We start from the raw sequence: 21971 nt of genomic DNA, 5'->3' as shown, positions 1-21971 counted from the left end.
GGGCTCAGGAACGAGCCGGTTTCCGGGTCCGTCTGAGGTCCGCCAGTTGCTCCCTCAGGTCCAGCTCCTGAACCTGCGCAAGGGTCGCGCGAACGTAATCGATATGTTCTTCCGAGGCCTGCCGGGCGCCGGTCGGGTCGCTGTGGCGAATGGCATCTGCAATCGCTTCGTGCTGCTTCAAAACTTCCGAACGGGCATTCGGGTGGTGATAGAGGCGGGCGCGGTTATAGAAGACGCCATTTTCAAGCAGCCGATAGCAGGAGCGAAGCGTGTGCAGCAGCACGACGTTATGCGCCGCTTCACCGACCGCGTGATGAAAGTCTACGTCCAGCCGGCATTCCGCCTGCAGGTCCTCCGCATCATGGGCCTCCCGCATCAGGCGAATGATTTCCGCCAGCCTGGCCAGGTCCGAGGGCGCGGCCCGCATGGCGGCCTGTGCCGCCGTCTGTCCTTCGATGCCGCGCCGGAATTCGAAATAGTCGCAGATGGCGGAGGGATGCCTGCCAATCAGCTGAATGATTGCCTCCGAAAAGATCGGCCCGATCAGGTCGGCGACGAAAGTGCCGCCCCCGCGCCGGGCCTCGATCAGTTGCCGTTCTTCCAGAAGTTTCAGCGCGTCGCGCAACACGGGGCGCGACACATTCAGCTGTTCGGCGAGATCCCGTTCCGCCGGCAGTCTCTCACCGGATTGCAGCACGCCTTTCAGGATCAGATCCTCGATCTGCTCCACCACGGCATTGGCTGTCTTCTGGTGATCGACAGGCTGAAACATGGCTCTCCGTCCCTGATTTGCGCGGCAAAATAGCGACGTTTTCAAAATTGGTCAATTTTTTTGTCCAATTTCTGTTGCGTTGAAACGACGGCCGGGTGAGCAATTGCGGCCTGTGACAAATTGGCTGTTGGAATCCCGTATTCCTTAAGGGAATGTGGTCGGAACCATACCAAAGTCGGGGTTGCAGCTTGGATCAGGGGTCAGAGAACGGATCGTCCTTTCCGTCATTCCGGGCGTCGCCGCTCAGGGACAGAGTACTCGGGGAAGTCCATGCCCGCCCGTTCCGGCCGATTTCCAGCCCGAGGACGGTGCTCCATTATGCCTTTCTGACCGACGGTGAGGAAGCCGCGAAGGACCATGCGTGGCTGAGCGAATTCTGCATTTCCCGGGGCGGCCACGGCCCGGCGCCGGGCGCGCGTCACCACACGGTACCCTTCGGTGGCGGCTCGCTCAGCTGGGAACAGCATGCCGAATTCACCACCTATACGTGGGACGGTCCGGCGCATGAAAAGACGATCTTCGGCCAGGTTCCGATCAAGCATCCCTTCGGCGCGGTGTTCCGGGCCCCGGGCGATCTTCTGGTCGCCGTGCGGCTGGAACTGCGCGGCGGTGACGACGGCAAGGAATGGCGCAGCCAGTTCGATGAAGGCAGCCTGACCGTTTCCAATCTTGAGGGCGGTGCAGCCCTCGTGGCCACCGATTTCCGACAGGACGGCGACGGCATGACACGGCTCCTGGTCTGCAACCGCAATCTGAGCGACCTGCAGTCCGGGGCGATCGTCCAGCGCCTTCTGGAAGTGGAGACCTACCGCACGCTCGCCATGCTGGGCCTCTTCGAGGCGACCGATCTGCAGCCGGACATCCGCCGTTTCGAGATCGAGCTTGCCGGACTGACCGGGCGGATGAAAAACACCTCGGCGCTGGGGGCGAACCAGGAATTGCTCGACAAGCTGAGCGCGCTGGCGGCTGCCCTGGAAGCCGGAGCCACGGCCAGCACCTTCCGCTTCGGCGCCAGCCGCGCCTATGACCAGATCGTCAGGGCGCGCCTGGAAACACTGAGGGAGGAGGCCGCACCCGGCGAGCTCTCCATGGCGGCGTTCCTTGCCCGCCGGCTTGCGCCGGCCATGCGCACCTGCCAGGCGATCGAGGACCGTCAGGCGATGCTGTCGCGCAAGCTCGCCCGCGCAACGACCCTTCTGCGTACCCGGGTCGATGTCGAACTGGAAGACCAGAACAGGTCGCTTCTGGAATCCATGAACCGGCGCGCGCAGCTGCAGCTTCGCTTGCAACAGACCGTCGAAGGCCTGTCGGTCGCGGCAGTCAGCTATTATGTCGTCGGACTGATCGGTTACCTCGCCAAGGCCGCCAAGGAGGCGGGCCTGCCTCTGCCAGCCGCCAACATCATGACAGGGCTTGCGGTCCCGGCCGTGCTACTGGTGATCTGGTGGACGGTCAAACGCATCCGCCAGAAGCACGGCGAGCATTGAGGGGCGCACCGCTAACAAGGGGGCGCCGATGTGTTGCTGTGCGAGGGTATGGCCAAGCGCCGCGTGTGTTGAAATGGCCGGAACAGGGCCAGATGAGGAATGTCGGGTTTGAAATATGGATTGGCTGAGCTGACATTCACCTAGCGCATGCCGGTGGTAAGTCCGGCCCTTTGCTGTCTTTGGGTGCCATGTCAATTAACGACGGCTTCGCGTCCCATTGCAGCCGATTACGACCCGATGCGCTGACATCAGGAGCAGACATTCGCAACCGACGGATCGAGAGCAGTGCTTCGCAATTCAAACTCAGCCGTAGCGAACGACTTCTTCGTCACTTCGCTTGCGCTCAGCCACGATGGTCTTCCGCAGCCAGCTTAGAACATCGGGGGCCCAGGCGCGTACGCTTGCCTTTGGATGGCTGGTCCATGTTTCCACAAGTGGCACAATCGGCTCAAGATAGTGGGCTAGTCCGCCGGAGTATGAGTTCGGGCTGAGCCGTCCACCTAGCTCCTGTAGCACTCCTGGAATGTCGCAGAACTCATCAACGAATGCGCTTAGCTCTGGATGCCAAACAAGCGGATCTATTTCAGAACGAACTGCGATTGGTAGCCAAGCTACAGCCTTGACCGCACGCTCTTTCGGCTTTTCCCGAACCCAAGCCATGTAAACGGCTGGAGGCACGGGAACGGCGAGCGCGCGCGCGAGGTGATCATCTCGATGATGCGATTCAAGGAGGTTCTCTGCATAGAAGCGGTCATGCCAAGTCTTGCTGGTCAGCTTCTTCGCAATCGCCGCCCAGGTGACATCTGGATAAATCTCCAACAGGTAACCGAGCGCCTTGCGAACAGGATCATCGAGTTCATAAAAAACACGATCTGTTCCGCGCCTGCAGATGCTCATCAGCTGCTTGGCTAGCTTTGCCGCGTACGCCTTATCAACCGTGCCTAATTTGATCAGATGGTGAACCAGCTGCTCCATTTGGTAGCCATCCATATTGTTCCGAGTGGCCTCGAACAACTTTGGTGCTAGTAACACTCGCTTAGTCAGTGTCTGCAGTTCTTTGCTCGGAACGTTGCGGTCGCTGTGCAGGAACATCCCTACGATGTCGACGACGGTCCAAAGGCCATCGTTGCCATGCTTTTCCAGCTCCTGCAGAACGGGGACGAACAGCGCCTCCGGTGAACGCCATAGACCGAGATTCTGGACTTGCCAAGGCTTGATGTCGCCGCCCGCGACCAAGGACATGATGAGGTCGACGTTTTCATCATTGAGCGTTCCGGAACCGATGAGCGCGATCGCTTCGCCTTTGAGCTTGGCTGACTGAAGAGCCAGACTTACGAGTCCTCTCGCAATTTTTGCATCGCGTTCGTCGGCGCCTGCGACTAGTCCGCCATAAAAACCGCGATTTGGCGGTTGATCGTTGCCCTCGGCGACTTTGATAGCCTCAGCAAACAGCGCTTCCGGGTCCTTAGCTGCCTTCATTAGGGCCTTGGCAAACGGATAGGTTCCTTTGCCACTCCCACAGGTTATACGATTGAGCACCGCTGTAATGAGCTCCTTGTTCTTGACGATCTCATCGGCGAGGGCAACGGCACGCTTTTCTGCGTAATCAAAGTTGTCGCGCGACTTCGGGTTGGGGTCGTAACGTGAATCTGGATCATACAGATCGAGCTGCCATCCGTCGGTATACAAGACGGCGAGATCAACAGGGTTGGTCGGCAGAAGGTCGTCATAAAGCTGGCGGACTTCCTTGGCGATCCTGCTCCGCTTGCCTTTTTCGCGATCATAATAGAGGAAGTGCGAAATCGCCATCAGAGCGTCGGGCCAAAACCCTCCCTGTGCCTGAACCGTCAGGATCAAGTCCCTGATTTCTGAAACAGGAAGCTGTCCCAGCAGCGAGCGGATGTGGCTCGACAGGTGCTTTTTCGCCACAGCCGCAAGCTCACCGTTGCCGGTAGCGATTGGCACAAGCCGGGTAATTGCCGCGCGAAAGAAATCCCAGATCTCACCATAGATCTTTGGACGCCAGTCCTCTAGCGCGTCGTCGCTCCCGATTTGTTCAGCACCGCCCCCGCGTGAATAGTGGCCGCTGGAAAGCATGTGACCAAGTGCCTCGACGCAAATGGCCTGCTGCTTCGAATCGGCTGATGCCAGTCCTTCGTCCAGTACTCGGAGACGTAGGACTGGCTCTGCTTCGGTGCCGCTGAGGTAGAGTTGGTAAAGCTGTTTGAACTGACCGCTTGCATTATTGCTGATGTTTTCGTTCTCGGCAGCTGCCAGTCTTAGCAGCAGGCGCGCGGATCGTTCAAAGGTCTGCCGCCTAAAAACAAGCTTTTCTAGCGCCCAGACAAGGTAGCGTCGGCCATCACGGGCGGCGGTAAGTTCCGCCTGTGAGAGCCCTCCAAAAACGCGTTCTATTGTCTCAGAAGCGATATCCGGCGTGAGGTGCACGAGACGGTCGAGCATCTTGGAGCCGGCGTCGGTATTGAGAGCGGCGAAATTTCCGATCATGTCGGTGTGAAGCATTTGCTCCGCGAATGACCGGACGACATCCGAGGTGTCGAGCCACTTGAGTCGCTTGAGCATGCTGAATTGTAGAGTGTCCGGCGCGTTATGGAAGAATTGGAGCAGCTGCTCGGGAGTCATGACTTCTAGACGCGCGATGCCAAGCCTTGCGGCGAGTGGCACCGGCCCGACCTGGATGAAATCACCTCGTTGCGTGATGATGCCGCGCGATTTGAACGACACGACGTGCTCTACAAAGATTGGCAGGGCCAGGTGCGCGAGCTCAGCAGCAACGAACGCCGCCTGATCATCTACGCGCCCGAGAAGGCCAAGCCATTCGAATAGGCACGCCACCTCCAGCGCTCTTTGCGCTTCGGTAACGCGCTGCTTTCCGCTCCAGATGATGCGCTCGAGTATCTGTTCGACGGACAGGAAGGTCTGCCTGCCGTCAGCATCCTGCTGTGCGGCGAGCACCGCCATTCGCGGAAATCCTTCGGCGAGATCAGCGACAAAGCTCTTGTCACGGTCACTTAGGTCAGGTGCGACCGCTGCCGCGATATCCTTGATGAGTTTCTCGTCCGCCTTCTCCACGCGCAGCGACAGCGTATCGGCGGCCTGCAAGACCTTTGTCTCGATATCCATTGTGAGAAGGCGAAGGTTTGATCCTGTTCGCCGTGCGATATTCGCAAGTTTGTTGTGGAGTTCGTCAGGACACTCATCAACGACCACAATCGCCGCAAGCCCGGCATCCGCGAGTTCAAGCATTAGCCTCGCCGCTTCGTCGCCAGAAATAGACCCGTCGCAGAAAATTACCGAAGAGCTGTCCACTTCGTCGGCAATGCCGCGCTTTGTCTTCAACACCTCGAAGGCGAAACGCGACTTCCCGAAGCCCGAAGGGCCGAACAACCGAACAATCGACTTCTCATAACTCAGAAACTTCAGAAGCTCGTCAGCAGCCTGATCGAACGTCCACGCACTGCGCTGCTCGTCTTTGCGATCTTCAAGGGCGACAGTGCGGTTCACAGGGACAAAGCGTGGCTCGTCGCTCGCCTGCCACGCTGTGAGAAACTGCGGATCACGCCCCCAGCTATCGTGCGTCTGGAAGCCTGCGAGATTGCGACCGTGCTTCAGTGAGGCAAGCCAGAGTGCAACAGATGGGTGCGTATTGACCCAATCGGCGATAATATTAGCGTCGTAGATATCAATGGTCGCTGCGGCCTTCGGATTTCCTCCGGCAGCTGTGATAGCCTCCTTGATCGCCTTGATCAGGTTCTTGCGTTTTTTCGTCACCATCCGCTCACGGCAGAAGATAACGTATGCACCTCCGGAGGAGAGAACCTCGGCGACTGTGGGATTTAGCTTTGGTGGGCCTTTCTTCGGCTTCTTGAGTACTTCGGCTTTGACCTGACTCTCAGACAGGTTTTGCGCCTTGGACTGAAAAGCGGTGTATCTGGCAGGAAGATAAGCGGCCGATGAAACGCCGCCATCCCACTCAACGCGACCATCCTCGCCATCGTCCGCAATCGTGATCTGTAAGGGAACGGATGTACCGCGCAAGGGAATGCCAAGCTGCCGGCTTTCGCACAGCGCCAGGCGTCTTAGCAGCTTTACAAGGGAGGTGCTGTCAAGCACGGCTATCTGGTCAGGATCAGCGTCAAAAAGCATGCAACGAACATAGCATGAACAAAGCGGAAGTTCACTACTGGCAGCGAAGTTATCCCATGGGTGCAGGACAATGATCCTGCCCGCTGGACCGTCTGTGTTATGCGGCAATTGTTTTTGACTCCCGCGGTGCACCAGCAACGGTCCGCTTTTCGAGTGCTCTCGCCAAAAAGTGAACTGTCTGCAACCGGCGCCCTTTTGGTCATTCATCGACGCCGCAGCGAATGACCGCTCCCCGCCCGCTTTAGCCCTTCACACGTCTCGTAACGAACAGCCGCTTTAGATACCGGGCCTAAATCCCACGAACGACCGGCATGCCGATGCAGTGCAGAGGATCCCGTCAACACCATCTTCGCCCCAAGGCAGCCACTGCTTGTCCTTGTCCCGGATGTTTTGAAAACAGCCCGGAACTCCATTCACCCCGCCGGGCCGGATGGCCGCTGTCCGCGCGAACCATGCCCCGCAATAGAAAAGGCCGGGTCTCCCCGGCCTTCTTTGAAGGTTTCAGGGGCGGATCTTACTTGGTCGAACCGTCTTCGTTGAACTGGTTCAGATAGGCGATCACGTCGGCGCGGTCGTTTTCCTTCTTGAGGCCGGCGAAGGCCATCTTCGTCTTCGGGATCAGGTCCTTCGGCTTGGTCAGGTAAACGTCGAGCGTTTCCACGTCCCAGACCTTGCCGTCCGACAGCTCAACCAGGTTGGCGGAATACTTGAAGTCTTCGACCGCGCCCCAGCTGCGGCCGACAATGCCGTTCAGTTCCGGGCCGACCTTGTTCTTCGCGTCCGGGCCGACCGCATGGCAGGCTGCACATTTCTTGAATACCTTTTCGCCCTTGGCAATGTCGCCGTCGGCGCTCGCCTGAACGGTCAGGGCCAGAAGGGCGGTTCCGGCGATCATCAGCAATCGCTGCATAAGTTTCTCCCTCGGTATGGGTGTCATGAACCCCTGCCCAACAGAACAGGATGCGTGCGGCAGATGCAAGCGACGCACCGTCGCATGCACGCGTGGCAGGACTTCTGTCGACCTGGCGTCGGGTAGACGCGTTTCAACCGGCCTTCGCGCTGCTCGGCAGGCGCAGCCATTCTTCCAGGCCCGTGTCCCAATAGGGCGCCGATCCGTAGAGTGCGGCCAGGAAGTCGATGAAGACACGCACCTTGGCGGGCAGGAACTGGCGGCTCGGATAAACCGCATAGAGCCCGACATCCTTGGAGGCGCGGTACTGCGGCAACAGGATCTGCAATTTGCCCTCGCGCAGTTCCGGACCGACATCCCAGGTGGAGCGCAGCGCCACGCCGACGCCGGCCATCAGGCATTCGCGCACGACTTCGTTGGAATTGGTCTTGATCGGTGCCTGGGTGCGCACGGTCTCGATGCCGTCCGGCCCGGCAAGTCGCCAGGGATCCTGGTTGGTCGCGGCAATGGTGACATGATTGGCGACCAGATCCTCGATGCTGGCAGGTTCGCCGTGCTTTTCGAGGTAAGCGGGACTGGCGCACAGCACACGGTGGACCGGTGCCAGCCGCCGGGCGACCAGGCTCGAATCGGAAAGTTCGGCAATCCGGATCGCAAGGTCGTAGCCATCGCCGACAATGTCGACAAAGTCGTCGGAGAGATCGAGATTGACCGAGAGGTCCGGGTTCTCTGCCAGGAAATTGCCGAGATGGGGAGCAATGTGAAGACGGCCGAAAGAGGTCGGAACGGCCACCTTCAGATTGCCGCGCGCCTTGGCCGACCCGCGCGAGACGAAGGTTTCGGCTTCTTCCACCGACGCCAGGATAGCGATCACGCGTTCGTAAAATCCCTGACCCGCCTCCGTCATCGCGATCTGGCGCGTGGTACGCTGCAGGAGCCTCGTGCCGAGCTTTTCCTCAAGTCGGCGGATGCGTTTGGAGACCACGGCGGGCGACAGGCTCATCTCGCGCCCGGCCGCCGACATGCTGCCGGCGCTGACCACCCGCGCGAAAATCTCCATGTCGGTCAGATTGCTCATTTTCAATCTCTCAGAAAGACAATTAGTATTTACCGAACGTTTTTCCGGGCCGGGAACCTTGTCAGACTCAGGCCGAACCTGTCCTGTGCCATCTTAATTTACGTCGGATCTAGCCGATTGGATCAACGTATTAAATAGTAGAAGGAAGCATCTCTTGACCGCCATTGCGATGCCAGCTCCCGACAAGACCGTTCTGGCCCGGCGCCAGGAGATCCTGAAAGCGCTGCAGGCCATCGTGCCGGGCGAGGGCGTCATTCATGACGAGCGCGAGATGCGGGCCTATGAAACCGACGCCTTGACCGCCTATCGGCAGCTGCCATTGATCGTCGTGCTGCCGGAAACCGTGGCGCAGGTCTCCAGGGTGCTCAAATACTGCCATGACAACGACGTCAAGGTGGTGCCGCGCGGCGCGGGCACGTCGCTCTCCGGCGGCGCGCTGCCGCTGGAAGACGGCGTGCTGCTTTCGATGATGAAGTTCAACCGCGTGCTCGACATCGACTTCGACAACCGCGCGGTCGTCGTGCAGCCTGGCGTCACTAATCTCGGCATCACAAGGGCGGTCGAACACGAAGGCTTCTATTATGCCCCGGACCCGTCCTCGCAGATTGCCTGCTCCATCGGCGGCAATATCGCCGAAAACTCAGGCGGGGTGCATTGCCTCAAATACGGCCTGACCACCAACAACGTGCTTGGCCTTGAAATGGTGCTGGTGACCGGGGAGGTGATCCGCCTTGGCGGCAAGCATCTGGACAGCGAAGGCTACGACCTGATGGCGCTGATGACAGGTTCGGAGGGCCTGCTCGGCGTGGTGACGGAGGTCACCGTGCGCATCCTGCAAAAGCCGGAGACCGCCCGGGCCCTTCTGATCGGCTTTCCGACCAGCGAGGACGGCGGCCGCTGTGTTGCCGACATCATTGCCTCCGGCATCATCCCGGGCGGAATGGAAATGATGGACAAGCCCGCCATCCACGCTGCCGAGGATTTCGTAAACGCAGGTTATCCGCGCGACGTGGAAGCCTTGCTGATCGTTGAGCTGGACGGGCCGGAAGGCGAGGTCGACTATCTCATCGGCCGGGTCGAGGACATTGCCCGGGCCAACCAGGCAAGCCACATCCGCACGTCCGAAAGCGAAGAAGAACGCATGACCTTCTGGGCCGGCCGCAAGGCGGCCTTTCCGGCGGTCGGCCGGATTTCGCCGGATTATCTGTGCATGGACGGGACCATCCCGCGCCGCGAATTGCCCAGGGTGCTCGCCCGCATGCGGGAGTTGTCGGAAAGTCATGGCCTTGGTGTCGCCAATGTCTTTCACGCAGGCGACGGCAACCTGCACCCGCTGATCCTCTATGATGCCAACAAGCCGGGCGAACTCGATGCCGCCGAAGCTTTTGGCGCCGATATCCTGCGGCTCTGCGTCGAGGTCGGCGGTGTGCTGACGGGCGAACATGGCGTCGGTATCGAAAAGCGCGACCTGATGACGGACATGTTCTCCGAGGCCGATCTGAAACAGCAGCAGCGGGTCAAGTGTGCATTCGACGCCAAACACCTGCTCAATCCGGGCAAGGTTTTCCCGGTGCTGCATCGCTGCGCCGAACTCGGCAAGATGCATGTGCACAAGGGCAAGCTGCCCTTTCCCGACATTCCGCGCTTCTGAGGGTCTTGGCATGGACGCGACATTCAAACCCGCAAATGCAAGCGACGTGGAACAGGCCGTTGGCTGGGCCGCCGCCGAGGATGCGCCGCTGGAGATCATCGGCCAGGGCTCCAAGCGCGGGCTCGGCCGGCCTGTCCAGGCGGCGCATGTGCTGGATCTCTCAGGCCTTTCCGGCATCGAGAGCTACGAGCCGGCAGAACTTGTGCTGACTTTGAAGGCGGGAACGCCGATTGCCGAAGTTGAAAAGCTGGTTGACGACAACGGCCAGGAACTTTCCTTCGAACCCATGGACTTCGGACCGCTGCTTGGCGGCAAAGCCGGGCTCGGCACCATCGGCGGGGTCCTGGCGGCCAATCTCTCCGGCCCGCGCCGTATCAAGGCTGGGGCTGCGCGTGACCATGTTCTCGGCATGGAAGCTGTCTCTGGCCGCGGGGAAATCTTCAGGTCCGGCGGCAAGGTGGTCAAGAACGTTACCGGCTACGACCTGCCGCGCGCACTCTGCGGAGCCTATGGCACTCTGGCGGTGACGACCAGTGTATCGCTGAAGGTCAATCCGAAGCCTGAAACGTCGGCAACCTTTCTTCTTTCCGGCCTCGACGCGGAAGACGGCGTGAAGGCACTTTGCCAGGCCATGGGCTCATCGGCGGAAGTCTCCGGTGCCGCGCATTTGCCCGAAGACGTGAATGGCGGCAAAAGCGCGACCATCCTGCGTCTGGAAGGTTTCGCAGCGTCGGTCGATTACCGCTTCAAGTCGCTGCAATCCCTGCTCGATGTCCATGGGGCACCGGTGCGGCTGGACGGGGAGACCTCCGCCGAACTCTGGCGCTCGGTCCGGGACGTCAAGGTCTTTGCCGGCACGAAGACGCCCATGTGGCGGATATCCGTTGCTCCAACCGCCGGTCCGCAATTGGTCGCCCGCCTGAAAACGGCGATAGAACTTGACGCCTTTTATGACTGGAGCGGCGGTCTGGTCTGGCTGACCTGCAAGGATGGCGACATTCATCAGGCGCGGATCCGGGCAGCCGTCGAAGCGGTCGGCGGCGGCCACGCGACGCTGGTGCGCGCGGACCCTTCTGTTCGCTCCGACTGTGCGGTCTTCCATCCGCAAGCTGCACCTCTTGCGGCGTTGTCGCGCCGGCTCAAGGAACAGTTCGACCCCAAGGGTATCTTGAATCCCGGCAGGATGGTGAGCGGCGTTTAGTCCGGGCTCAGCCGCCCGCCAAACCGGTGCCTCTTGACTGTTGTCGCCGAAACACGGGATGCTCGCGTGTCTGGGCGCAATCGCAGAGGGGTGTGCGGTCATGAATCAGCAATCGGATGTTTCCGGCTATATGGAGCCGGGCAGCAAGAACGTAACGCTTATCTATATTCTTTATCTCGCCAGTATTCTCGTCGGGATCACCAGCCTGGTCGGCGTCATTTTCGCTTACCTGAACCGCGGCAAGGGCGTCGCCTGGGCCGACACGCATTACACCTATCAGATCCGGACGTTCTGGATCGGCATCCTGTTCAGCCTGATCGGGCTCGTGCTGACCTTTGTCCTGATCGGTATCCTTGTGCTGATCGCGGTTCTGATCTGGATGATCATCCGCTGCATCAAGGGCATGCAGCTTGCCGGACGGGGCGAACCCATACCCAACCCGGAAACCTGGATGTTCTGAAACCGGCCCGATAAGGGACCAGGCTTCGAAACGGCAAGGCCCGGCCGCCAATGCGGTCCGGGCCCTTACGCTTGGCCAAAGCAGGTCTTAGCCTGCCGGCAGGCACGTCACGGTCACGTCGTAGGCATAGCCATCGCGCTGGTTGGTGGTGTTTTTGAGCGACCACTTGTTGTTTTCCGCCTTGTTCTTCTTGGCGGCCACTGCATCCAGCTCGAAATACGCCTTCGCGCTCACCGTCCAGGTCTTGGCGAGGGCATCGGATTTTTTCATGCCGCCTTTCAGCACCTTGTCGAGGTTCAGCGAACAGGCTTGCACCGGATCCCAGCCCTGCCAGCGCAGCTTGGCGGTCGGAACCACCGGCTTGTAGGAAATCGCGACCTCGCGCTTGGAGCCCGAACCGACGTCGCGGCCCTTGAAGCTCTGGCTCCACAGATTGCCGTCGCCTTCGAAGTAGAGCACGTTCTTGAAGGAGCCGACCTTCATGGCAACGATCCGCTCGCCGTTGGTGGCCTTGGCATGAAGGCGCAGCAGGAAGCGGTGATTGGCGCTTTTCATCTTCGTGTAATTGTAGGAATTGGCCTTGACCTCGATCGGTACGACGTCGATGCCGTCGCGGGTCACATCGACCTTTTCGATCCAGTCCTTGGCCATCGCACCGGTGGCAAGGCTTGCAAGAGCGGCAGTCAGTACGGCTGTCTTTGTAATCGTCTTAAACATCAATTCAGTTCCCTTGGCGTTAGTCGCCCACGTCCCGGAACTTAAGGCCCGTGGTTTGAACGGGTTCTGAGCAGGCCGTTTAACCGTTGTTCATCCAAGAGGGGGACGGGAACAGGCCGGTGCTGGGACAGAATGTCTCTTCGAGCAAAACCCTTGTGCCCCGAAGGAGCCTTGTCTGGCACCGGTCCTGCCCGTACGATCCGGCGCATCTTTGGGGAGAAACCGGCAGGGTTCGGGAAACGGGAGACGCGGGGAGCGATGCAGACCAATTTCACTGCCGAGCAGCTGAGGGATCATCATGTCGCGGAATCCGAGAAGATCCTGCGCAAATGCGTTCACTGCGGCTTCTGCACCGCCACCTGCCCGACCTTCACGCTTCTGGGCGACGAACTCGACAGTCCGCGCGGGCGCATCTATCTCATCAAGGACATGCTGGAAAACGACCGGCCCGCGGACGACAAGATCGTCAAGCATATCGACCGGTGCCTCTCCTGCCTTGCCTGCATGACGACGTGTCCGTCCGGCGTGCACTACATGCACCTGGTCGATCACGCCCGCATCCATATCGAAAAGACCTACAAGCGTCCGCTTCCCGACAGGCTGATGAGGGCCGTGCTGGCCTTCGTGCTGCCTTATCCCAGGCGCTTCCGTCTGGCCCTGATCGGCGCGTTTTTCGGCCGGCCCTTCGCGCCGGTGCTCAAACGCTTCGGGGGGCCGCTCGCCCGCATGGGGGCGATGCTGGAGCTGGCGCCCGCAAAGGCGCCTGCACGCGGCCATCTCGAAGGGCCCGGCGTCTTTACAGCCGAAGCACCGGTGCGCAAGGGACGGGTCGCGCTTCTCAGCGGCTGTGCCCAGCCGGTGCTGAACCCGGGCATCAACGACGCCACGATCCGTCTGCTGCGCCGCGCGGGCTATGAAATCGTGCTGCCGGAGGGTGAAGTCTGCTGCGGGGCGCTGGTCCATCACATGGGACGCGAGGAAGCCTCGCTCGAAAATGCCCGCCGCAATGTCGACGTCTGGCTGCGGGAAGCCGACGGTGCGGGTCTGGACGCCATCCTCATCACCGCGTCAGGCTGCGGCACGACGATCAAGGACTACGGCTTCATGCTGAAGGACGATCCGGCCTATGCGGAAAAGGCGGCGAAGGTATCTGCACTCGCAAAGGACATCACCGAATTCCTGACCGGCATCGAACTCGGCGTGCCTTCGCTGCGGCCGGGCCTCACAATCGCCTACCACTCCGCCTGTTCCATGCAGCACGGCCAGAAGATCACCCGCCAGCCAAAGGATCTCCTGAAGGCCGCCGGCTTCACCGTAAAGGATGTTCCGGAAGGGCACCTGTGCTGCGGGTCTGCCGGCACCTACAACATCCTCCAGCCGGAGATCGCGCGCCGCCTGCGCGACCGGAAGGTCGCCAATATCGAGAAGACGAGCCCAGATGTCATCGCCACCGGCAATATCGGCTGCATGACCCAGATCGGCCTCGGTACGGACATCCCGATCCTGCATACGGCGGAATTGCTCGACTGGGTCTATGGCGGCCCGCAACCGGAAAGCCTGACACTAGTGCTGCAGGGGCGGCAAGCGGCAGAATAATTTCTGGACCGTGAAATCGGTGCGCCCTTGTTGCGACCGGGCTCCCGAAGTCTTGTGAAAAGGAGCGGTTTGTCGCCTCACCCTGGCCGTCTCCGATTGGGAGAGGTCGGAGCGTAGCGCCGGGTGAGGGGCAAACCTCTCGTGGAAACGATGTGACCGTCTGCTGTCCGGAAGATCCGGAGAAAAAAGGGCGAAGCCTCAGCTTTCCCGCGTGCCGAGTTGCACCGGTGTCTTGTCCGGTTCGCTGCCGGCTTTTTCTCCGGCAAGGCGCAGCGTACGTTCCAACAGTTCCTCGTAGATCGGCCGTCCGCCAAGGTGATGCGCGGTGAGCGAGGCGGTGGTGCAGGTGATCAGCACCGGCATGATCAGGGCATAGGCGCCGGTCAGTTCCATCACCAGGACGACGCCGACCAGCGGCGCGCGCACGGACGCGGCAAAGAAGCCGCCCATGGCTGCCACGGCACAGGCGGCCCGGAAGTCGTCTTCGACGGGCAGGAAATCCGCTGTCGCGACGCCGAAGGCAAGGCCCGCGCAAGTGGCGATCGACAGCATCGGCGCGAAGATGCCGCCGGGAACGCCCGAGGCATAGGAAAAGAGGACGCCGCCGAAGCGAAGCAGGGTCAAAAGCACCAGCGCCAGAAAGCCCAGTTTGTTTTCGATCAGATGGTGGACCAGATCCTCGCCGCCACCCGTTGCCGCCGGAAAGGCATTGAGCAGCACGCCGGTCCCCGCGCCGACGGCGAGCGCCGGCAGCCAGCGCAGGCCATCGGGGATCTTCAGGAAGAGATCCATCATCGTGATCAGGGCGCCGTTGAAGAAGACGCCGAGCGCGCCGAGAAACACGCCGAGGACCGCCAGCAGAACGAAGCTCCAGATCGGCACATAACTGACCTCGACCAGCAGAACCGGGCCGATATTGGTGAGCTGCTCGGTGATGGCAGCACTCAGCAGCGAGGCGATGATGACCGCCATATAGGTGCGATAACCGAAGGGGAACTGCCGCCGTGTCTCCTCCACGATGAAGAGGATTGCGGCAAGCGGCGCGTTGAAGGCGGCCGCGAGCCCCGCGGCGGCACCCGCTGCCAGCAGGCCCTTGTGGTCGGAAGGCGACAGGCTGTGCGAGCGTGACAGCGCCTCGGCAGTCATCGCGCCCATATGGATGGTCGGTCCCTCGCGCCCGAGCACCAGACCGGATCCGAGCGCCAGAAGACCGCCGAAGAACTTGGCGACGAGCACGCCCGGCCAGTGCAGCGGCCGTTTGTCCTCCATCGCGCCTTCGATTTCCTGGATGCCGCTGCCGGCTGCTTCCGGAGCAACGCGCCGGACCAGCAGGAAGGCGCCGACGACGCAGGAGGCGGAAATCGCCATCGAAACCGCGTAGGACAGAGGCCCGTTCCCGAGCGCAGAGCGAAGCGCTGCATATTGGGCAAAGAGTGTATCAAGGCCGGTGTGGAATGCCGTGGCAAGCCCGCCGACAAGAATGCCGACCAGCGCCGCTTTCAAAAAATAGGCCGCGTCCGAACGTGCCGAAGGCGAGAGGAGGGAAATGTTCATGCGGAAACCGAAGCTATGACCGGTGCAGACCGGAGATTCGATCCGCGTGCCATCCAGACTGCAGACAAATCATGGGCGCCGCAAGGGCGCTGCCCTAACGAAAACGCGCGGCCGGGCCGCGCGTTCTGAAAGTCGATTGTCGAGGACACGTCCTGGTCAGATCACATGCACCGTGGTGCCGACATTGACCCGTTCGTAAAGGTCCATGACATCCTCGTTGCGCATGCGGATGCAGCCGGAGGAGACCGCATGGCCGATGGTCCAGGGCTGGTTGGAGCCATGGATTCGGTAAAGGGTCGAGCCGAGATACAGTGCGCGGGCGCCGAGCGGGTTTTCCGGACCGCCCGCCATGAAGGTCGGCAGATCCGGACGGCGCTTGCGCATCTCTGCCGGCGGGCGCCAGTCCGGCCATTCCGCCTTGCGGGTGATCTTGTGTTTGCCGGCCCATTCGAAGCCGGGCTTGCCGACACCAACGCCATAGCGGCGCGCGGTGCCGTCGCTCTGCACGAGATAGAGGAAGCGCTCATTGGTGTCGATCACGATGGTACCGGCCTTGTGCGGGCCATTATAGGAAACGACCGTGGGCAGGAATTGCGGTGCGACCTGCCGGGTCTGCGGAGCGGCCGCCTGGCGTTGGGGCTGCTGCACCGGTTGCTGGCGCGGTGACCACCAATTCGTGCGCCGGACCTGGGGCTGTTGCTGCGGCTGCCGGAACTGATAGCGGGTGACCGTCGACCGGCGCTGCACCTGCGGTTGCAACTGCAGCACCCACGGTTCGGTCAGATTGGGGCTGAGCACCAGCGGCGGCGGTGCCACCTGGCCGGCGGCGGCCGGCCCTGCTGACAATCCGGTTGAAAGGATCAGCGCGCCGGCTATGCCGAGCGCCGTTGAACTCAATCTACGCATCAGGAACATGGCAGTACTCATCAACTTGTCATCGACCACGCTCAGCAGCTTTGGGCTGCCGGTTAACGAACTGGCAAGGATGATAAGCGTCTCCACTCGCCTAAAAGTGAATCCCATGTCGAGAATTCGGGTAATCTTTTCTTATGGTTAGTTGTTGGTTGAAGAACAGGCTTAATGAAATCCTAGGCCCTGCGGCGACGACAGGTTTTAACCTTTGAGGCGGCCTGAAAAGACTGTGCTTTCACCGATTCCTTGGTTAACGCACCCGCTGGCGCGCGTCGCGAACGACCAGTGGCAGGACGTCGCGAGTCTGTTCCGCCGACATGCCCGGCTTGATGCGCGGGTCGTAAAGCATGTTCAGGATGATCTGGTCGAAGACCGTGAAACGGCTGTGGCGGGACAGGTCGTTAAAGACGGAATGGGTCAGGCTGGCGTCATCGTTCATTGGGCCGAGACCCTGGAGCAGTTCCTCAACCAGGCAGCGCTTGAACAGGAACTCGCCCTCGTCGGAAACAATAACCGCCGCCGAGCGCTTGATGCCGCTGCGGCCGGACACCACGCGGACGAGGCAACGGCCGGGCACCTCGGCGCGCTCGCTTTTGTAGATGTCTTTCTTCACCACCTGTTCGTATTGCGCCCGGTCAACCACATAGACCTCGAAATTCGCGTCCGAGGGATTGCCGGCGAGAGAGGTGCTGAGGCCGCTAATGCGGCTGCCTATCTCCTTCACGAAACGGTGAACGGTCCCTGTCCGGTCCCGTGCGGACAAATTATGTACGTAGAACCTTACCGGCGTCGTGAACTTCTTGACCAGATAGGGGCGCCAGCTCCAGCTGCGGTATTCCAGTCCGAAAACCGTTTTCTCAAAGCCTTCGAGCAGCTCTTCGGTGGAAAAGGAATCGTTTGCCGCCGCCGCCCGGAGCGTGCCGGCAAGGCCAGCGAAAAGCAGCAGCAACATCAGGAAAAAACGCACGAAAGTCATCAAGGTCAAAGCACCGTCTGCACCCGCTTTGGCCTGAGAATCCGGGCCTGCTCATGCGATTGTCAGGTTCGTTGTTAGGGCAAACGGAGGATAGCCAAAGGTCCGGGAAGAGGAAAGCGAAGAAACCGTTACCAAACACCAAACGGGCCTGTCAGATCCGCCAAGCATTGAAAAAACAATTCCTTAAACTTCCATCGCTATAAGGTGTCTATTGCGATGTAAGGAAGCCTGCAGGGGCGGGGAACGGGAGTAGGCATGGCCGCGGTGAAAAGATCCTTTCGAGCGGAAAGTTTGATACGCATGAATGCCGGGGCGAATGAGAACCCCGCTTATGCAGAAGAACGCCGCCACCAGGAAGTCCTGGCGGAAATAGCCAGCCTCAAATCCCTGATCAAGAGCGGCGCGGGTCAGCAAAATGCGCTCGATCCGGAAGCCATGAGCGAAAAGTTCATGTCCGAGTTCCGGAAAGAAATGTCCGAAGCAGCCAAGCTGAAGGTGGAGCTGGACGCGATCTATGAAGCGATCGCCCAGACGAAGCGTGAGATTGCAACGCTGCACCACACGACCGGCTCCAAGGGCGAGGAGATGACACGCGTCACCAACGAACTCGATGCCGTCGTCATCGGTACGGAAGGCGCGACCGAAACCATCCTGGCCTCGGCCGAATTCATCGACGAGACCGCCAACACCCTGTCTGCGCGCCTCGGCAAGGAAGATGCCGAGCTTGCCAGCGACATTCAGGACAAGGTCATCCAGATTTTCGAAGCCTGTAACTTCCAGGACCTGACCGGCCAGCGCATCACCAAGGTGGTCGGAACCCTTCGTTTCGTCGAGGATCGCATCATGCAGATGATGGATATCTGGGGCGGTATCGAAAGCTTCAAGGACATCACTGTCGAACAGCGCGAACTGAAGGAGGGCGACGCGGCCCTCCTCAACGGCCCGGCACTGGAAAGCGACGTCGACGTCGCCACTCAGGACGATATCGACGCCCTCTTCGCCTGATCGTATCGCCATTTCCGTTTCGAAAGCCCGGCCCCGGCCGGGCTTTCTTGTATTTCCGATCCCTGCTCGTTTCATCCCGGGTGCAGCGAAGCGCGAGCCGGGATGACGATGGTGCGTATTGGTCCTGATGACAGTTTGGCTGACCGGCAGACAGGCAATTGACCTGAACGCCCGATTTCACCTTGCCCTCGTTGCAGCCGGCGTTTATCAAGGTGAGAACAAAGAGTGAATATCGGTGGTGTTATGGCAGAGCAGACGGGTGAACCTACGCAGAAGAGTGAACGCGATCCGGTCACCGGCCTTCTGACGGGCGACGACGGTAATGAGCGTTGCTGGTGGCATGGCGGGCTGGAGGATTATCAGCGTTATCATGACACCGAATGGGGCTGGCCTGTCGACGAGGACCGGCGCCTGTTCGAAAAGATCTGCCTGGAAGGCTTCCAGTCCGGCCTGTCATGGCTGACCATCCTGCGCAAGCGAAACGCCTTTCGCGCCGCCTTTGCCAATTTCGAATTCGACAAGGTCGCCGAGTTCACCGAGGTCGATGTCGAGCGCTGCCTTCAGGATGCCGGCATCGTCCGCCACCGGCGCAAGATCGAATCCACCATCAACAACGCCCGCCGGGCCAAGGAACTGAAACGGGAATTCGGCACGCTTGCCGCCTATTTCTGGTCCTTCGAGCCCAAGATCGAGAACCGTCCGGCAAGGCTCGACTTCGCCACTGCCCGCACGCTCGGCAAGACGGCGGAAAGCACTGCGCTCTCCAAGGACCTCAAGAAACGCGGCTGGAGTTTCGTCGGCCCCACCACCGTTTACGCCTTCATGCAATCCATGGGCATGGTCAATGACCACCTGGAGGGCTGTTGCTGCCGGGAAAAGGTGGAAGAAGCCCGTACGGCGTTCAAAAGACCGGTTGCGCAGTAGTGAAATGAGAGCGGCCACTCTCCCGTGCCCAAGGATACGGGGTCGCTAAGAGCGCCCCAACGGGCTCAATAGGGAGAGTGACCAGAACGCACTATGCTTGATCCGGCGTTAGGAAGAAACATTTTTTAGCTGCAAAACCATGCAAACATGGCGCTAAAGCGAGTCGCGTTCATTTGAATTCACGCGACCCACTTTATCTCCTTTTTGACACACGTCTTTTTGCGAAAAACCGGAACCCACTTTTTCGCGACGTGCTCTAACGAGGATCCGACCCTCTCCAGCGCAAATATGCGGGTTCCTGGTTGTTGCAACGGTAAGCTTCGATCCGGCCGGACGAGACGCGGAGACGAGCGCGTCAGGCCGGTGCGTGTACCGAGCGAGCCGATGACAACGACGGCTCGAAACCAGGCACGCCAGCCGTCCTGCAAACTCGATCAGTTTACGCGCTTACCTTTGCCTTCAACGGTGCAAACAGCCGGTTTTCGCGCGAGAACACATAGTCCAACGTTTCCACCGTTACCGTCTCGGCGCCCTGACTGATCAGGATCTTGGCGCAGTCGGCGACGGCATCCTTGGGGCAGAGCACGCTGACATGATGCATGTCGTCGACATCGGTGAAGCGCTGCAGGGCGCCGACCTTGCTGACGGCACGGAGCGCCTGTGTGCGGTCGTCGACGACAGCCTTCACCAGCTTGACGTTGCGCGCGGCCTCTTCCGCTGCCACCCGATCAAGGATTGCCCGCGCCGCGGCAAGCGCCGTTTCCGACCAGTCGGCGCTGAGCGAGGCGACGAGGTTGGCCTGGCTCTTCAGCATGACGCCGTCGGCGAGGATCTTCAGGTTGTTGGCCTGCAGCGTCGAGCCTGTCGTGGTGATGTCGACGATCAGCTCCGCCGAACCTGCCGCCGGTGCACCCTCCGTGGCCCCCGCGCTTTCCACGATCCGGTAGTCGGCAATGCCGTGGCCGGCAAAGAAGGAGCGGGTCAGGTTCACATACTTGGTCGCAACGCGCAGACGCCGTGCATGGCGGTTGCGGAAGTCGGAGGCGACATCCGAAAGATCCGCCATCGTCTCCACGTCGATCCAGGCCTTGGGCACGGCGACGACCACGTCTGCGGGGCCGAAGCCGAGTGGCGTGACGATGTGAACGGTGTTCTCCGGATCGGCAATGTTCTCATGCACCAGATCGAGCCCGGTGATGCCGAAATGGACCGTGCCGTCCGAGAGTTCCCGCGCGATCTCCGAGGCGGAGAGAAACGCGATCTCCACATTGGGCAGGCCCTTGATGGCGCCGCGGTAGTTGCGGGCGCCGCCCGGCTGCACAACCTTCAGGCCCGCCTGACCGAAGAAGTCGTGGGTGTTTTCCTGCAGGCGGCCCTTGGAGGGGATGGCGATAATCAGTTTGCTCATGATCAGATACTCGCTGCGATCCGGTCGAGCCACATGGAAAAGCCGATGGCGGGAACGTCTTCTTCCGCGCCCAGAAGCGTGACAAGCTTGTCGTAGCGCCCGCCACCGACGAGCGGACCTTGCACTGGCGGGTTGACCGCATGGATCTCGAAGACGAAGCCGGAATAATAGTCGAGGCGACGGCCGAACTCGGCGGCAAAGGAAAGCCGTGCGGGAGCGATGCCTCTGGCTTCGAGAGCCGCAAGGCGCTGCTCGAAGGCCGCCAGCGGCGTGTCGAGGCCGAGGCCGAAGTCCTTCGCGAAACCGCGCAGGGCGTCGGCGGCATTGGCCCCATCCGCCTTCAATGCCAGGTAGGCGGTCAGGGTTTCGGCGGCCTTGTCGTGGCCGCGTGCACCGCTTGCCAGCGCCGCCTGCTCCAGGAAGCGGTCGGCGATCTCGCTTGGCGTGCGCCCGCCGACGGCGGAAATACCGGCGATCGACAGAAGATCCTCGACAACCGCGTGGGCTGCCTCCGGATCGGTGCCTTCCAGCGCAGACAGGAAACCCAGACGGACATCGCGCGTGTCGTCGTCAGCGCTAGCCGCACCTGCCATGCGGGTGATGGTGGCGCTCAAGCGGTCGGTCTCGCCGAAGAGATCGCGCAGGCGGCGGCGCCAGACCGTCGGCAGGTCGAGCCCTTCCAGAATGGCGGCGAAGATCGTCTCGTCGCCGATGCGGATGATGCTGTCGGTGAGGCCGAAGCTTTCCAGCGCCTTGACGGAGAGCGCTAGAAGATCGGCATCGGCTTCGGCGGTATCAGCCCGGCCGAGGCTTTCGGCGCCGAGCTGCGGGATCTCGCCGAGACCGTCCTTTCGCTGGCGGAAGACCGGGCCGTTGTAACAATAGGCCGCGGGCAGAGAAGCGCCATCCTGTGCCAAATGATGGCGGCAGACGGGAATGGTGAAGTCGGGCCGCAGGCACAGGTCCTGTCCGTCGGTACCGCTCGTCAGGAACAGCCGCCGGCGGATATCCTCGCCGGTAAGATCCAGAAAGACATCGGCCGGCTGCAGGATCGGCGGATGGACGAGCGCATGGCCCGCTTCGCGGAAGAGGGCCATCACCTGATCGATCTTCGCCGGATCCAAGCCGGTCGTCTCACCCGCCCCAGTCATTC

At 60.9% G+C, this 21971-nt stretch carries 17 protein-coding genes; 7 read left to right on the top strand and 10 right to left on the bottom strand.

What is annotated here, in order from left to right; all coding sequences use genetic code 11:
- Positions 1–4: 4 nt before the first annotated feature.
- Positions 5–772 (bottom strand): FadR/GntR family transcriptional regulator, encoded by a 768-nt coding sequence (locus ACX3M4_RS11765; protein WP_459358765.1) that lies wholly within the window; start codon positions 770–772, stop codon positions 5–7.
- A gap of 188 nt (positions 773–960) precedes the next feature.
- On the opposite strand from ACX3M4_RS11765, the gene ACX3M4_RS11760 reads away from it, so the two are divergent.
- Positions 961–2259 (top strand): DUF3422 family protein, encoded by a 1299-nt coding sequence (locus tag ACX3M4_RS11760; RefSeq protein ID WP_459358764.1) that lies wholly within the window; start codon positions 961–963, stop codon positions 2257–2259.
- Between the two features lie 303 nt (positions 2260–2562).
- Here ACX3M4_RS11760 and ACX3M4_RS11755 read toward each other — a convergent pair whose 3' ends face one another.
- From ACX3M4_RS11755 to ACX3M4_RS11745, 3 genes are all read right to left on the bottom strand, one after another.
- Entirely contained in the window at positions 2563–6426 is a 3864-nt protein-coding gene (locus ACX3M4_RS11755; RefSeq protein WP_459358763.1) for a hypothetical protein, read from the bottom strand.
- A gap of 514 nt (positions 6427–6940) precedes the next feature.
- A complete protein-coding gene (locus ACX3M4_RS11750; protein ID WP_459358762.1) occupies positions 6941–7336 on the bottom strand; it encodes a c-type cytochrome in 396 nt (131 codons plus the stop codon).
- A 133-nt stretch (positions 7337–7469) separates the two neighbouring features.
- The gene (locus tag ACX3M4_RS11745) at positions 7470–8414 is read right to left on the bottom strand and encodes a LysR family transcriptional regulator (RefSeq protein ID WP_459358761.1); all 945 of its coding nucleotides are present in this window, start codon (positions 8412–8414) and stop codon (positions 7470–7472) included.
- Positions 8415–8583: 169 nt separating this feature from the next.
- On the opposite strand from ACX3M4_RS11745, the gene ACX3M4_RS11740 reads away from it, so the two are divergent.
- The 3 genes from ACX3M4_RS11740 (at position 8584) to ACX3M4_RS11730 (ending at position 11726) form a co-directional block, all read left to right on the top strand.
- A complete protein-coding gene (locus ACX3M4_RS11740) occupies positions 8584–10065 on the top strand; it encodes an FAD-linked oxidase C-terminal domain-containing protein (protein WP_459359418.1) in 1482 nt (493 codons plus the stop codon).
- 10 nt (positions 10066–10075) lie between these two features.
- A complete protein-coding gene (gene glcE / locus ACX3M4_RS11735) occupies positions 10076–11266 on the top strand; it encodes a glycolate oxidase subunit GlcE (protein ID WP_459358760.1) in 1191 nt (396 codons plus the stop codon).
- 100 nt (positions 11267–11366) lie between these two features.
- Positions 11367–11726: a DUF4870 family protein gene (locus ACX3M4_RS11730; protein WP_459358759.1), complete on the top strand. Its 360-nt coding sequence runs from the start codon at positions 11367–11369 to the stop codon at positions 11724–11726.
- A gap of 87 nt (positions 11727–11813) precedes the next feature.
- On the opposite strand, the gene ACX3M4_RS11725 is transcribed toward ACX3M4_RS11730, so the two are convergent.
- On the bottom strand, positions 11814–12443 hold the full coding sequence (locus ACX3M4_RS11725; RefSeq protein WP_459358758.1) for a hypothetical protein: 630 nt from the start codon (positions 12441–12443) through the stop codon (positions 11814–11816).
- 258 nt (positions 12444–12701) lie between these two features.
- On the opposite strand from ACX3M4_RS11725, the gene glcF reads away from it, so the two are divergent.
- On the top strand, positions 12702–14039 hold the full coding sequence (gene glcF, locus ACX3M4_RS11720; protein WP_459358757.1) for a glycolate oxidase subunit GlcF: 1338 nt from the start codon (positions 12702–12704) through the stop codon (positions 14037–14039).
- Positions 14040–14237: 198 nt separating this feature from the next.
- Here the strand turns inward: glcF and clcA are convergent, their stop codons facing one another.
- The 3 genes from clcA to ACX3M4_RS11705 form a co-directional block, all read right to left on the bottom strand.
- Entirely contained in the window at positions 14238–15593 is a 1356-nt protein-coding gene (gene clcA, locus ACX3M4_RS11715) for a H(+)/Cl(-) exchange transporter ClcA (protein WP_459358756.1), read from the bottom strand.
- A gap of 156 nt (positions 15594–15749) precedes the next feature.
- Positions 15750–16499 (bottom strand): L,D-transpeptidase, encoded by a 750-nt coding sequence (locus tag ACX3M4_RS11710; RefSeq protein ID WP_459359417.1) that lies wholly within the window; start codon positions 16497–16499, stop codon positions 15750–15752.
- Between the two features lie 256 nt (positions 16500–16755).
- Positions 16756–17481, bottom strand: coding sequence for a DUF2927 domain-containing protein (locus ACX3M4_RS11705; RefSeq protein WP_459358755.1), 726 nt, complete (start codon positions 17479–17481; stop codon positions 16756–16758).
- Between the two features lie 300 nt (positions 17482–17781).
- On the opposite strand from ACX3M4_RS11705, the gene ACX3M4_RS11700 reads away from it, so the two are divergent.
- Positions 17782–18486 carry a protein phosphatase CheZ gene (locus ACX3M4_RS11700; RefSeq protein ID WP_459358754.1) on the top strand — a complete coding sequence of 235 codons (705 nt, stop codon included), beginning with the start codon at positions 17782–17784 and terminating at the stop codon, positions 18484–18486.
- Between the two features lie 243 nt (positions 18487–18729).
- Complete coding sequence (locus ACX3M4_RS11695) at positions 18730–19410, top strand: DNA-3-methyladenine glycosylase I (RefSeq protein ID WP_459358753.1); 681 nt, start codon at positions 18730–18732, stop codon at positions 19408–19410.
- Between the two features lie 439 nt (positions 19411–19849).
- Here ACX3M4_RS11695 and hisG read toward each other — a convergent pair whose 3' ends face one another.
- The gene (hisG, locus tag ACX3M4_RS11690; RefSeq protein WP_459358752.1) at positions 19850–20818 is read right to left on the bottom strand and encodes an ATP phosphoribosyltransferase; all 969 of its coding nucleotides are present in this window, start codon (positions 20816–20818) and stop codon (positions 19850–19852) included.
- A gap of 2 nt (positions 20819–20820) precedes the next feature.
- Positions 20821–21969, bottom strand: coding sequence for an ATP phosphoribosyltransferase regulatory subunit (locus ACX3M4_RS11685; RefSeq protein WP_459358751.1), 1149 nt, complete (start codon positions 21967–21969; stop codon positions 20821–20823).
- Positions 21970–21971: the final 2 nt, after the last annotated feature.

Source organism: Roseibium sp. M-1, from assembly GCF_054515675.1.
This window is presented reverse-complemented; position numbering and strand designations above follow the sequence as displayed.